Annotated in this window: 11 protein-coding genes; 5 read left to right on the plus strand and 6 right to left on the minus strand. The window is 70.6% G+C overall.

Features of this window, described 5'->3' with window-relative positions:
- Positions 1-9: 9 nt before the first annotated feature.
- From KY572_RS37125 to KY572_RS37145, 5 genes are all read right to left on the minus strand, one after another.
- Positions 10-1,359, minus strand: a complete 1,350-nt coding sequence (locus KY572_RS37125; protein ID WP_224248447.1) for a FadR/GntR family transcriptional regulator — start codon at positions 1,357-1,359, stop codon at positions 10-12.
- 237 nt (positions 1,360-1,596) lie between these two features.
- Positions 1,597-1,884 (minus strand): hypothetical protein, encoded by a 288-nt coding sequence (locus KY572_RS37130; RefSeq protein WP_224248448.1) that lies wholly within the window; start codon positions 1,882-1,884, stop codon positions 1,597-1,599.
- 23 nt (positions 1,885-1,907) lie between these two features.
- Positions 1,908-2,213 carry a hypothetical protein gene (locus KY572_RS37135; RefSeq protein WP_224248449.1) on the minus strand — a complete coding sequence of 102 codons (306 nt, stop codon included), beginning with the start codon at positions 2,211-2,213 and terminating at the stop codon, positions 1,908-1,910.
- Positions 2,214-2,301: 88 nt separating this feature from the next.
- On the minus strand, positions 2,302-3,243 hold the full coding sequence (locus KY572_RS37140) for a M28 family metallopeptidase (protein WP_224248450.1): 942 nt from the start codon (positions 3,241-3,243) through the stop codon (positions 2,302-2,304).
- A 110-nt stretch (positions 3,244-3,353) separates the two neighbouring features.
- Complete coding sequence (locus KY572_RS37145) at positions 3,354-4,445, minus strand: endonuclease/exonuclease/phosphatase family protein (protein ID WP_224248451.1); 1,092 nt, start codon at positions 4,443-4,445, stop codon at positions 3,354-3,356.
- A gap of 276 nt (positions 4,446-4,721) precedes the next feature.
- Between KY572_RS37145 and KY572_RS37150 the strand changes: the two genes are divergently transcribed.
- From KY572_RS37150 to KY572_RS37165, 4 genes are all read left to right on the plus strand, one after another.
- A complete protein-coding gene (locus tag KY572_RS37150) occupies positions 4,722-6,200 on the plus strand; it encodes a TolC family protein (protein WP_224248452.1) in 1,479 nt (492 codons plus the stop codon).
- On the plus strand, positions 6,188-7,339 hold the full coding sequence (locus tag KY572_RS37155) for an efflux RND transporter periplasmic adaptor subunit (RefSeq protein ID WP_224248453.1): 1,152 nt from the start codon (positions 6,188-6,190) through the stop codon (positions 7,337-7,339). Before KY572_RS37150 ends, KY572_RS37155 begins: the two co-directional genes overlap by 13 nt.
- A gap of 9 nt (positions 7,340-7,348) precedes the next feature.
- Complete coding sequence (locus KY572_RS37160) at positions 7,349-10,504, plus strand: efflux RND transporter permease subunit (protein ID WP_224248454.1); 3,156 nt, start codon at positions 7,349-7,351, stop codon at positions 10,502-10,504.
- Positions 10,505-10,585: 81 nt separating this feature from the next.
- Complete coding sequence (locus KY572_RS37165; protein ID WP_224248455.1) at positions 10,586-11,686, plus strand: citrate synthase; 1,101 nt, start codon at positions 10,586-10,588, stop codon at positions 11,684-11,686.
- A gap of 71 nt (positions 11,687-11,757) precedes the next feature.
- On the opposite strand, the gene KY572_RS37170 is transcribed toward KY572_RS37165, so the two are convergent.
- On the minus strand, positions 11,758-12,018 hold the full coding sequence (locus KY572_RS37170; RefSeq protein WP_224248456.1) for a hypothetical protein: 261 nt from the start codon (positions 12,016-12,018) through the stop codon (positions 11,758-11,760).
- A gap of 257 nt (positions 12,019-12,275) precedes the next feature.
- Between KY572_RS37170 and KY572_RS37175 the strand changes: the two genes are divergently transcribed.
- Entirely contained in the window at positions 12,276-13,334 is a 1,059-nt protein-coding gene (locus KY572_RS37175; protein ID WP_224248457.1) for a hypothetical protein, read from the plus strand.
- Positions 13,335-13,354 lie beyond the last annotated feature (20 nt).

Below are 13,354 nucleotides of genomic sequence, written 5' to 3' on the forward strand. Positions count from 1 at the left end.
TACCCTTCTTCAGGGCAGTTGGGTGAGGGAGCAGGACGCGAAGCCAGGCGCCAGAGAAGACCTGAGCCAACACGCAGGCCGGTGGTGTTGTGGACCAGAGGGGGCCGTCTCCTCCAACCCGACGTGCCCACTTGTGTACTGGCGAGCGCTCACTCCTGCTGCTTCGCCCGGGCCCAGCGACGCAGGATTGCCCGCGTCCGCCGGCAGAGTGGCTTGTCGCTCGTTGGGGACGGGCTGCCTTACCACGGCCGTTGAAGCTTCCGGTGACGGAGCGGGTGGGCCTCCGGCGTCCACGGCCGAGACTGCCGAGAAGGAAGGAGGTGCCCAGGCAAGCATCAGGGTGGGCGCGGAACAGAAGCTGGCAGGAACACCGCCGGTGGTGGAGCGGAAGGCAGGTGGGGCCGCAATGGATTCGGAGCCGCAGGAATCCTCCTGCCACTCGCCAACGGGGAGCGGAGCGGGTGGGGCCGAGGGAGCGTTCCGGCTCGAAGTGGCACACACATCGGCGCCCTTCTCCGCGTGGAGAGGGCCCCTGCCTGTCGGCTCGATTGGTTGCGAACTGGTATGACAGGCAGACCAGTTGCTGGCGTTCTCGCCCGACACGGGCACCTCCCCGGAAGGCGGTAGGGGCACAGGCGCGGTGTGCGCATCACGCACCGGGGCCAGGCGGTCGAGCAGCGGCTCATCGGCGGCCTTCAGCAGCGCCGGCAGCTGTTGGCGAAGGGCCTGGGCGTCACGGTCGGCCAGGGAGTTGAACACGCACTGGGCCCACTGCTGGAGAGCCTCGGGTTGCAGTGCCGGCAGCAGCGCGTCCGCCAAGCCTCGGAAGGCCTTCTCCAACGACATCAGGAGCAGCAGGTGGCCGGGACGGTCCGCTGCTTGGGCCGCCAGCCGCAGCAGGTCGAACTCTCGCTCCACCCACCGGGTGCGCTTCTCCTGCCAGCGGGCCTCATCTCTCAGCGCGAAGCTGGCATTGAGCAGCAGTTCCACGTCCTGTTGGCTGGCGTGCTCGCAGCAGGCGGCCAGCAACTCCACCGTCACCTCGCGCTTGAGGGCGAAGAACCCTTCCAGCAGCGGCCGGCGGTCCATGTCTTTACGGCCCTCGGGCAGCAGCAGCTTCAGGTTCTCGAGCGACAGCGCTTCGCCCAGGGGCACCGTGCGGCTCTGTCTCCCGGGGTGTTGAACGATGAGTCCTCTGGCGGCCAGCCCCTGGAGGGCTCCTCGGATGGTGGTGCGCGACACGCCATAGCGCTGGGCCATCTGCCGCTCGGAAGGCAGCCTGCCTTTGGGCCACTGCCCCAGGGCAATCGTTTGCTCCAACTGCTCCGCCACTCTCGACACCAGCCCCTTGTGTTCCATCCCCGCCACCCTCCTCGTTGCACGCCTCCTCCATCCAAGCAGAGGCCTCTGACAACGCATGCGGCAGCTCGAGGGAGGGGCTGCGCTCATTTCCGGGAGCAGCGACGATGGCCTGAAGACGGTGGGCTGCCTCTGAGATTCGTTCGCACTGCTGGACTGCTGTCGGGCACGGCCCTCCTGCTGCTGACCGCTTGCCGTCCCAGGATCGAAGTGATGCTGGCCTCCCAGGAGGAGCGGCTACCAGCGCCTCGCTTCATGGTGGAGGATCCCGAGCATCCAGATCGTCCCCGCTACAGCACCATCCAGGTCTTCGACAGGCAAAGGCAGCTCTTGTGGCACCTGCGTGCCGAGCCGTTCGGTGAACAGCAGAGTGGTCGTCGGCTCTCGTATGGCGAGCGGGCCGAAGGCTTCGCGCTGGTGGAGGAACCTCGATCGCTCGAACCGGGCGGTCGCTACGTCCTCTTCGTCATCGGGGAGAACCGGGGCTCGCTCCACTTCGACGTGGACGAGGAGGGCTTCGTCCACGCCGTGCCCCCGTCGAGGCGGGCCTACTCGGGAGGAGCGGCCGGCCCAGGATGCTGCTTGCGCACCCGGATGCGCATCCGCGGGTTCCGTGGATCCTCATGCTCCTGCTGGCCCGCCTTCACGTGGCGCTTCACCTGGATCTGGTGCTTGCCCCCGACGCTCACGAGCGACTCGACCATCTTCTCCGCGTCCGGGAGCTCGCCGCTCGCCTCGGCGAGCCGGACGATGACGCGCGTGCCCGGCTCCTGGGCGTCCGGCGGAGAGGCCTGCACGGAGAGAGAGAAGAAGCTGAGGACGACGAGGACACGGCTCCACATGTTCGCGCGCATGGTGCGCCTCCTTTGGCGTTGAGTGCCGACAGGAGGTACGGACCCCGCGAAAAAGTGTGACAGCCCGTCTGCCTCGGGCGCCAGGCGCTCAGGCGAGCCCGCGCTCGAGCTGGCCGACCAGCATCAGGAGCCCCGCCCGCTCCGAGTCCCCGAGCCGGCCCGAGGCGTCGCACCGCTCCAGGAGCTGCTCGGCCGAGGCACGCCCCACCGCCGCCATGGGCGACAGCGTCTCGAGCTTCGCCAGCAGGTCGATCAGCGAGCGCAGCGTCGATGCGTCATCGCGAACCTCCGCCAGGAAGCGGACCCTCGGCTCGGGACGCGCGCAGGACTCGCGCACGAGCTGCTCCAGCCAGCGGGCGGTGGCCTCGATCTTGGGGTAGTCGAGCTTCTCCGGCGTGTCCTCCGGCGTGTGGTAGTGGCGCCAGCGTCCGTTGGTGAGGAAGAGGAAGGGCACGTTGCGGCGCCAGAAGCCCCAGTAGTCCGAGAGGGGAGGCACCGTCTCCGCGTCGAAGCGCCGGATGACCACTCCCGGCTCCATCCGGGCCATCCGCTCCACCAGCGCCCCGGTTCCCTCGCTGCGCTCCGCCCCGAGCGCGAACACGGACCGGCGGACATCGTCCGGTGCTCCCTCGGGCCCGATCGCGTGTCCGACCAGATCCATGCAGACCATCAGATCGATGGTGTCCAGGGGGACGGTCGGGTGACGCGCGAAGTGCTCCGAGCCCATCGCCTCCGAGAGGAAGTAAGGCGGCTCCTCGCCGTCGAACGCGGCGAAGAGGACGCCTCGCCCCTTGGGAGGGTTGCGTCGCAGGGCCCGGGCGACCTCCACCATGATCGCCACCGCCGCCGCGTTGTCGTCCGCGCCGTGGAAGGTGTGGCTGCCCTCCCGGCCCAGGTGATCGTAGTGGGCCGCCACGAGGACCCACCGATCCTGCTCACCCCGCAGCGGCGCGAGGATGTTCGCTCCGTTGCAGCCCGGCACGGGCTGCTCCACGGGCTCGAGCCCCGCCTCCCGGAACGCCTCCACCACGAGGGCTCGCGCGGCTCGACCCCCGGCACTTCCGGGGGCACGGCCGGCGCACTGGCTGGAACAGAGACTCTCGACGAAGGTTCTCAGGGTCATGGCGGCGTAGGGGAGCGTCAGCGCTCGATGCGGAAGGTGACCACGGTACCAGCATGGTCGGAAGGCCAGAGACTGGACGCCGTGCGGTCTCCCAGCTCGTCCCCGACGACCTCGGCCGAGACCGGCTGGAGCCGGTCACCCTTGTAGAGCACCAGGTCGATGCGCTCGTCCAGGGCCGCGGTGCTGGTGTCGTTCACCCGATCACTGAAGCAGCAGGTGAAGCCGGGGCCCGAGCCCGCCACCGTCCAGGCGTCGGTGTAGCCCGCGTCGCGGAGGATGCCGTAGCCCGGCGTCGGGCTGCCGGGACCGCTGTTGAGGTCGCCCACCACGATGACGGGCTGGGAGTAGCCCCCGAGGGCCGCCACCAGCTCGCGAGACTGCTGCTCGTTGGCGGGCATGATGCCCTCCACGTGGGAGTTGACGAAGGTGAACCTCGCGCCGTCCACGGTGGCGTCCACCTTGGTGAAGCCGCGCGTGAAGGTGACGGAGCCGCCCCCCGTGGCCACCTGCGCGTTGTTCACGTAGTTCCGCTCCACCACCTCGGAGGTCCGCACGTCTCCGCGCGCGAGGATCACGTCGTAGTCCGTCAGGCGGATGTCCGTGAGATCATTCGCGTTGCTGGAGAGCGCGGCCGGCAGCTCGGAGTCCGCGTTCCTCACCCGCGCCGCGATGCGGTAGTCGAGCCCCCGCTCCCGGAGCTGCTGCTGCAGGATGGCGACGAAGTCCGAGGCATCCACCAGCGCGTTCACCGCTCCGTTGGAGAAGAAGTCGCTGGGGTACTGCGTCCGGTAGAGGGACACCTCCTGGAGCCCCACCAGCGCCGGGTTCTTCTCGGCGATCTCGGCCGCGAGCGCCCCGGCGCGCTCCTGGAAGTTCGTCGCCTGCACCGTGGCGAACAGCTGCCCGGCGATGCCAGGAATCTCCTGCCGGGTCTTCGCCTGCGCGAGCAGGAAGATGTTGCCCCCCAGGTAGATGTTGCGCGTCATCACGGTCACGTCGACCGGTCCGGTCGGCGTCTTGTCGTCCTCACCGCAGCCGGTGAGGGTCAGGGTGGAGCCAGCGAGCAGGGCGGTCAGCAGGCGAGGCCCGCGACGAGAGAGGAGGCGCATGGATCTCGAGGTGGAAGGGGAGGCCCGCGAGGCGGGCGGGTGCGGAAGTGCACCCCGTTCGCGAATGTAACAGGAGCGTCACGAAGGGAGAATCGAGGCCCCGCTTCTCCAGGCCGAGGGGCTCCTGGCTTCTCGGGAGACGGGAAACTGGACCCGTGTCCACCCGCATCCATCCGCTGGTGAGCACCCGCACGCAGCGTCTGTTAGCCAGCAAGACGATCACCCTCATGGGCGTGGCCGGCAGCTCGCTTCCTTCCTACCTCTGGGCGTGCCCCTATGAACGCCCTGCTGCTCGCTGCATCGTTGTTGCCTGTCGGACTTCTTCCCGAGGGGGTGACGGCCCAGGTTGGCCCGAAGCCTGCCCAGGCTCCCGCCGCTGGTAGCCCGGCCACACCCGCGGCTCCCGCGCCGCAACCGCCCGCGGCTGCCACGCCTCCTCAGCCCCAGGTCTCGGATCCGCTGCTCGCCCCGGTGCCATCGGCGGCGCGCGAGCTGTCCTCCTGGGGAGAGGCGCTCGGGTTGCTGCGGCGGCGCTCCACGGATCTCCAGGTGGCGCTGGCCCAGGTGGAGGCCGCCGCGGGGCAGTGGCGCATCGCGCTCGCCGCGCTGCTTCCGACCCTTCAGGGGACGATCAATGTCCAGTACAACGTCCTCAATCCGGAGGCGACGAGCTTCATCGGAGGCGGCGGTGTGGGCGGCGGCGTCGGCGGCGGTGTGGGGGGAGGAGGAGGAGACAGGACGCCCACCTCGCCCCTGGGCGTGGGGCTGCTGAGCGCCACGGTGCCGCTGGTGAACCTGAGCGCGTTCACCGCGCTGGGCTCGGCCCGCGAGTCGCGGCGCGCGGCCACCTTGTCCCTGGCCGACATCCGCAGGCAGCTCACGGGGCGGCTCGCCAGCGCGCTCGTGTCGGTGGTGGCCTCGGAGCGGCTGTCCGAGGTGAACCGCGTCAACCTGCGCACCGCGCTGGAGCGGCTCGCCCTGGCCCAGCGCCGGCTGGAGCTGGGCGCCGGCACGCAGCTGGACGTGCTTCGCGTGCAGCAGGACGCGGAGAGCGCCCGCGACGCGGTGGTGACGGGCGACGAGTCCCTGCGGCAGGCACGTGAAACTCTCGGCCTGGCGCTCGGGGTGAAGGGGCCGGTGGGGCTGGCGTCCAACACGAACCTGGTGGCGCTGCTCTCCCAGGTCCGCCAGGACTGCCGGCCGCTCGACACGCTGGACAGCCGGCCGGACCTGGCCGCGGCGCGCGCCCGCCTCACCGTGGCCGAGCGCGCGGTGACGGAGGTGAAGACCGCCTACGCCCCGACGCTGGCGCTGCAGAGCACCACGGCGGCCCTCACGGTGGAGCCCGGCTTCGCGGAGGTGCCTGCCTGGAACATCGGCGCGGCGCTCGTGCTGCCCTTCTGGGATGGAGGCGTGCGAGAGGGCCGGCTGCGGCTGGCGCGGGCCCAGGCGGAGGTGGCTCGGCAGGAGGTGGCGGCGCGGGAGCTCTCCGTGACGGCGGAGGTGGCCCAGGCCCGGCGCGCGGTGGAGGTGGCCCAGGCGGCGCGAGACATCGCCTCCCGAGCCCGGCACCTGGCCGAGGAGAGTGATCGGCTCACCCGGCGCAGCTTCGAGGTGGGCACGGGGACGAGCCTGGAGCTCGTTCAGTCGGCGGGCGCGCTGCGGCAGGCGGAGCTGCAGCTGGTGCTGCGCGAGTTCCAGTTCCAGGACACCCAGGTGACGGCATTTCTCGCGGAGGCGGCATGCGACTGGTGAGCGTGGGCGGAGTGGGGCTGGCGATCCTGCTCCTGGCCGGGTGCGGCAAGAACAAGGCCTCGGAGGGACCGCAGCAGGGCCCACAAGGCGCCAACGGCGCCCTCCCGGTGGAGGTGCTGGCGCTGAAGCCGGGCGAGGTGCGAGACGCCCAGGAGTACCTGGGGCAGGTGCTCTCCCGGACCAGCGTGGAGCTCCGTCCGCAGGTGGCGGGCTCCGTCCAGGCCATCCGCGTGAAGCCCGGCGAGCGGGTGAAGCAGGGGCAGGTCCTGCTGGTGGTGGATGCCCGGCAGCAGCGCGCGGATCTGCGCGCGGCGGAGGCGCAGCGGGCCTCGGCGCTGGCCAACCGCGAGTTCGCGCGGAGCACGAGCGAGCGCGCCGCCCAGCTCCTGAAGGAAGGGCTGATGAGCCGTCAGGACTATGACCAGGCCGTGGCGCAGGCCGCGTCGGCCGAGGCCAGCGCCCGGGCCGCCGAGGCGCAGAGCCAGGCCCAGCAGGTCCAGCTCGGCTACCACGAGGTGAGCGCGCCCTTCGCGGGGGTGGTGGGCGACATCCCGGTGAACGTGGGCGACTACGTCACCCCGGAGATGGCGGTGACCAGCGTGGACCAGAGCCAGGCGCTGGAGGTGTCCGTGCAGGTGCCGGTGGAGAGCGCCGCGCGCATCGAGGTCGGGCGCACGGTGGTGGAGCTGCTGGACACGGAGGGAGAGCCGAACGTGAGCGCTCCCGTCTTCTTCGTGGCCCCCACGCCCACCGGCAACACCCAGCTGGTGGAGGTGAAGGCCGCCTTCGAGAACACGACGGGGCTTCGCTCCGGGCAGTTCGTGCGCGCGCGCGTGGTGTACCAGACGCGCCAGGCGCTGCTGCTGCCCACCTATGCGGTGTCGCGGCTCGGCAGCCAGGCGTTCGCCTTCACGGTGATTCCGGGGGATGGCGGCACCGTGGTGCAGCGCCAGCCGGTGACGCTGGGGCAGATCGAGGGCAACGCCTACGAGCTGGTGGGCGGGCTGGAGGAGGGCACCCGGGTGGCGGTCAGCGGCGTGCAGCTGCTCCGGGACGGGCAGCCGGTGCAGCCCAAGCCGGCGACACCCAGGGGCTCCCAGGAGACGGGCGTGGGCGGAGCCTCGGACGCGGGGCAGTGAGGGGCGCGCATGTTCACTGACTTCTTCATCCGCCGTCCCATCTTCGCGGCCGTCGTGTCTATCCTCATCACCCTGGTGGGGGCCATCACCATCCCCTCGCTGGCGGTGGAGCAGTACCCGGATCTGGCGCTCCCGCAGGTGACGGTGAACTCCACGTACCTGGGCGCGTCCGCCGAGGTGGTAGAGAGCGCCGTCACCACGGTGCTGGAGCGCGCGCTCAACGGCCTCAAGGGCATGCGCTACATCTCCTCGACGAGCACCAACGAGGGGAGCAGCAGCATCACCATCAGCTTCGAGCCCGGCTACGACGTGGACATCGCCGCGGTGGACGTGCAGAACCGGGTGGCCACCACGTCCGCGCGCCTGCCGGCGGCGGTCAACGCGCTGGGCATCACCGTCAACAAGACGCAGTCGCAGCTGCTGATGTCCTTCGGGCTGTACGACACCGAGAACCGGTATGACCGGGGCTTCATCAGCAACTACGCGGACGTGTACCTCCGGGACGCGCTGCTGCGCGTCAGGGGCGTGGGCGACGTGCGCATCTTCGGCGAGCGGCGCTTCGCCATGCGGCTGTGGTTGGATCCCACGCAGCTGGCGAGCCGGGGCCTCACCCCGCAGGACGTGGTGGCGGCGCTGCGCTCGCAGAACCTGCAGGTGGGCGCCGGACAGGTGGGCCAGCAGCCCGCGCCGCAGGGGCAGACATACCAGTTCACCGTGCGCGCGCTGGGCCAGCTCACCACGGCCGAGGAGTTCAACGACATCGTCGTGCAGCGAGGCGAGGACGGCTCGCTGGTTCGGCTGAAGGACGTGGGCCGCGCGGAGCTGGGCGCGGAGAACTACGGGCAGCTGCTGCGCTTCAACGGCCGCGAGGCGGTGGGCCTGGGCATCTTCCAGCTCCCGGGCTCCAACGCGCTGGAGGTGCGCGACGGAGTGGTGGCGGAGCTGGAGCGGCTCAAGGCCACCTTCCCGCCGGGGCTCACCTACGAGCCGGCCTTCGACACCACGCGCGCGGTGTCGGCCTCCATCGAGGAGGTGCTGACGACGCTGGCCGAGGCCATCCTGCTGGTGGTGCTGGTCGTCTTCGTCTTCCTGCACGGCTGGCGCAGCGTGCTGGTGGTGGCGACGACGCTGCCGGTGTCCCTGATCGGCACCTTCGCCTTCGTCAGCGCGTTCGGCTTCTCCATCAACACGCTGACGCTGTTCGGCCTGACGCTGGCCACGGGCCTGGTGGTGGATGACGCCATCGTCGTCATCGAGAACGTCGAGCGCATCATGGAGCAGGACAAGGTGAGCCCGCGCGAGGCCACGCACCGAGGCATGAAGCAGGTGGCCGGCGTGGTGGTGGCGGTGGCGCTGGTGCTGTCCGCGGTGTTCGTGCCGGTGTCCTTCTTCCCGGGCACCACGGGCGCCATCTATCAGCAGTTCGCGCTGACGCTCGCCTTCTCCATCGCCCTGTCGGCGCTGGTGGCGCTCACCCTGTCCCCGGCGCTGGCCGCGCGGCTGCTGCGCGGGCGCGAGGGGGAGAAGTGGCGGGCGGCCCGGTGGGTGGACCACACGCTGGACGCCTTCCGCAACGCCTACGGGCGGCTGCTGGGCAAGCTCCTGGGGCCTCTGCGGTGGGGGGTGGTGGCGGCCTTCGTGGCGTGCCTCATCGTGACGGCGCTGCTGTACCGCGCGACGCCCACTGGCTTCATCCCGGCCGAGGACCAGGGCTACCTCATCGTCGCGGTGCAGGGGCCGGAGGGCACGTCCCTGGACTACACCCGGCAGGTGCTGATCCAGACGGAGGAGGTGCTGCGCAAGCAGCCGGAGGTGGCGGACATCTTCACCGTGGGCGGCTTCTCGCTGCTGGGCGCCGGCCCCAACACCGGCACGCTCTTCGTCAACCTGAAGCCGTGGGAGGAGCGCGAGGGGGACAACCAGGGCGTGGGAGCGCTGGTGGATCGGCTGCGCGGGCAGCTGCTCTCCGTGGGCGGCGCGCGCGTGCTGCCCTTCCAGCCGCCATCGATTCGAGGCGTGGGCAGCGTGGGTGGCTTCGAGTTCGTCCTCGAGGATCAGCTCGGCACCCACACGCTGGAGGAGCTGGCGCAGGTGACGCAGCAGCTCGTCGCCCAGGCCAACCGCTCGCCCGGCTTGAGCGGGGTGTTCTCCTCCTTCACCACGAGCACGCCGCTCCTGGATGTGCAGGTGGACCGGCAGAAGGCGGAGGCGCTGGGCGTCTCGCTGGACTCGGTCTACTCCACGCTGTCGGTGTACCTGGGCAGCCAGTACGTCAATGACTTCACCTTCGCCAGCCGCGTGTACCGGGTGTACGTGCAGGCGGCGGTGCCGTTCCGCAACGAGCCCCAGGACATCAGCTCCTTCTATGTGCGCTCGGCGCAGGGGGAGATGGTGCCCCTGGAGTCCCTGGTGACGGTGCGTCCCGTCACCAGCGCGGCGAGCATCCAGCACTACAACCTGTTCCGCTCCGCGACCATCAACGGCCAGCAGGCGCCCGGAGCCAGCACGGGCGATGCGCTGACGGCCATGGAGCAGGTGGCGCGGCAGGGCCTGCCCGCGGGGTTCGCCTTCGAGTGGACGGGACTGTCCCGCGAGCAGAAGGAGGCCGGCGGCAAGGTGCTGATCATCTTCGGGCTGGGCGTCGTCTTCGTGTTCCTGGTGCTCGCGGCGCAGTACGAGAGCTTCGCCCTGCCGATGGTGGTGATGCTGGGCGTGCCGGTGGCGATCCTGGGGGCGCTGGGGCTACAGAACCTAAGAGGCCTGGCCAACGACGTCTTCTGTCAGGTGGGCCTGGTGATGCTGGTGGGCCTGTCGAGCAAGAACGCCATCCTCATCGTGGAGTTCGCCGAGCAGCTGCGCCAGGAGGGCAAGGGCGTGGTGGAGGCCGCCATCCAGTCGGCGCAGACACGCCTGCGCCCCATCCTGATGACGTCGTTCGCGTTCCTGCTGGGCGTGCTGCCGCTGGTGCTGGCCACTGGGGCGGGCGCCGCGTCGCGCAAGTCCCTGGGGACGGCGGTGTTCGGCGGCATGCTGCTGTCCACCTTCGTGAACCTCATCTTCATCCCGGTGCTGTACATGCTGGTGGAGTCGGCTCGCTCGCGGGTGCTCAAGCGCCGGGAGCACGGCCAGGGAGGCGGCGAGGGCGCGGCCCCGCGGGAGGCCTGAGCGGCTTCCCCATGTCGATTGTCGAATCGAGTTTCGGGACCCTTCGCTCTGCCTTAATCCTCCTGTTCGAGGAGGCCGAGCATGGGCACGACGCAGTCAGCAGTGCAGGCGGGACTCGAAGGAGTGGTGGTCGCCGAGACCCGGCTGAGCGAGGTGGATGGCGAGCAGGGCCGGCTGGTCATTGCCGGCAGTGACGTGGAGTCGCTCGCTGGAGCTGTCTCCTTCGAGGAGGTGTGCGCGAGGCTCTGGGCGCCGTACGCCAAGGAGCCGCTGCCCGCCTCGCTCCAGGCTGCGCTGGGCGAGGCTCGGGTGCGCGCCTTCGAGTGGCTCGAGGGGCTGGGGAGCGCGCTCGGCGCGGAGGATGGAATGGACGCGCTCCGGGCCTCGGTGGCGCATGTCTCCGCCGGGGCGGGCCGCGAGCTGGAGACCTCCCTCCTGCTCACGGGAGCTGTCGCCGTGTTCACGGGGGCCTGGGCGCGACGCGGGCGCGGGTTGGCGCCGGTACGGCCGGATCCGAAGCTGTCTCACGCCGCGGACCTGCTGCGCATGATGACGGGAGAGTCCCAGCCCGAGAGGGCGGCCGGGCTCGATGCCTATCTGGTCACCGTGTCCGACCACGGGCTGAATGCCTCCACGTTCACCGCGCGGGTGATTGCCTCGACGGGCTCGGATGCCGTGTCGGCGGTGGTGGGAGCCATCGGCGCGCTGAAGGGGCCGCTCCACGGTGGCGCGCCGGGGCCGGTGCTGGACATGCTCGACGGCGTCGGTCGGCCTGAGAAGGCCAGGCCGTGGCTCGAGGCGGAGCTGGAGGCGGGCCGTCGCATCATGGGCATGGGACACCGCATCTACCGCGTGAGGGACCCGCGCGCGGCCGTGCTGGAGCGCGCCATCGAGCGGCTCGAGCGGGGAGGGCTGAGGACCGAGCGGCTGGCCCTGGCGAGGGCGGTGGAGCGTGCGGCCGAGGAGCTGCTGCGCCAGCGCTACCCGGACCGTCCGCTGCGCGCCAACGTGGAGTTCTACACGGCGGTGCTGCTCGACGCGGTGGGGCTCGACCGGACGATGTTCTCGCCCACCTTCGCCTGCGGTCGTGTCGCCGGGTGGCTGGGGCACATCGCCGAGCAGCGGGCGACGGGCAAGCTCATCCGGCCCGCCTCGCGCTACGTGGGGACGATGCCGGGCTGAGGATGCGCCCACTGCCGTCACGGCAGCGCGTGGCGGCAGTGAGCGCGGGTGTGCCGGATGACGGCGGGAGATCAGCAGTTGTTGCCGGAGGGGCACTTACAGGCGCCCGACTTCACCTGCTCCTTGCGCGTCTTCTCCGCGTCCAGGCGGTAGTCATGGTGGCCCTTGCAGTTGTCCGTGCCGCGCTGGTTCTTCATCGCCGCATGGTCGCGCGTGTCGATCTCACACTCGCCGTTGGACGTCTTGTAGACGTGGTACTTGTCGCCGGCCAGGGCAGGGGTCGCCAGCAGCAGCACCGCGCCCGCCAGGGCCATCGTCATCTTGCGCAGCATCGTCTCTCCTTGTTGCTCGACTTGCCCGGACGACCGGATGCCGTCCGTGGCAGCCTGAGCTAAGACCAGGAGTGAAATGCGGGGAAGGACGTGGGGGGGAGAGGGCAGGTGAGCCGGCCCCGCGCGTCGCCCGGCTCCGTGTCGCTCCGGGAGCACGCCGTGCTTGCTGTCAGTGGAGTCCTGCCCCGAGACTGCCGCGAGTGAAGACCTGGCCCACGAAAGTCGCCTCTTTGGGGACTGCTCCCCCGAGCAGGCAGGTGGCGTTGGGGCTCACCGCGCTGATGCTGGCGCACCACTTCGCGCTCTGGGCGTGGACCGCGTTCCACCGGGGCTTCCCGCAGCTGGACGCCATCAATCGCTGGGACTCGCACCTCTATACCCGCATCATCACCGAGGGGTACGGGGACCCGGCGCTCCGGGCGTTTCTCCCGCTCTACCCAGGGTTGGTGTGGCTCGTGCGCGCCGTCCTGGGAGGAGGGCTGCCGCCCGCGGTGATCGGCTGCGTGCTGTCCTCGCTCTGCCTGCTGGCGTTCGTCGCCTGGGGCTCCTCGCGAGGAGCGCGGGGGCAGGACGCTTCTCCGCTCGAGCCGAGAACGGCGTGGGGCTGGTTCTTCTTCCTCTACAGCCCGGGCAGCTTCGCCCTGCACTCGCACCACACGGAGGGCCTGTTCCTGCTCCTGTCCCTGGGCGCCCTCGCCTGCGCCTGGGATGGGCGCGTGTGGCAGGCCGCCGTCTTCGTCGCGCTCTGCGTGTGGACGCGCAACCAGGGCGTCTTCGTGGCCGTCACCGCGGCGCTCCTGGTGGCGCAGGCTCCAGGGCCGTGGCCGGGCCGGCTCGGGCGGTTCGCGACGGTGGGAGGGGTGGCGCTCGCGTCGTTCGCGGGCTTCCTCCTGTACCAATGGCGCTCCGCGGGAGACCCGCTCGCGCACATGCATGCCCAGCAGAACTGGCACCACGTGGACTCGCTGTGGGGAGCGCTGCGCGGGCTCTGGTTCGGCAACGAGTGGCACCGGCCCGGGTGGTGGCTGGGCCTGAGGAACCTCTTCGGGGCGGTGTGGCTCGCGGGGAGCGTGGCGCTGATCCGCAGGAGCTGGCCCCTGGGCCTGTATGGCCTGGTGTCACTCGCGGTCATGCTGCCCCAGGGAGACCTGGGGAACGCGTTCCGCTTCGGCGCGGTGCTGTTCCCCGTGCTGTTCCGGGTGGGAGACTGGGTCGCCGAGCGACCCGCCTGGCTGCGCTGGTCCGTGGCGCTCCTGGCCCTGTGGCTCAACCACAAGGTGGCACACGCCTTCTCCATCGGGGCGTGGGCTTACTGAGCCCGGGCCTCGCCTGCTAT

This window comes from Hyalangium gracile, assembly GCF_020103725.1.
GTDB lineage: Bacteria > Myxococcota > Myxococcia > Myxococcales > Myxococcaceae > Hyalangium > Hyalangium gracile.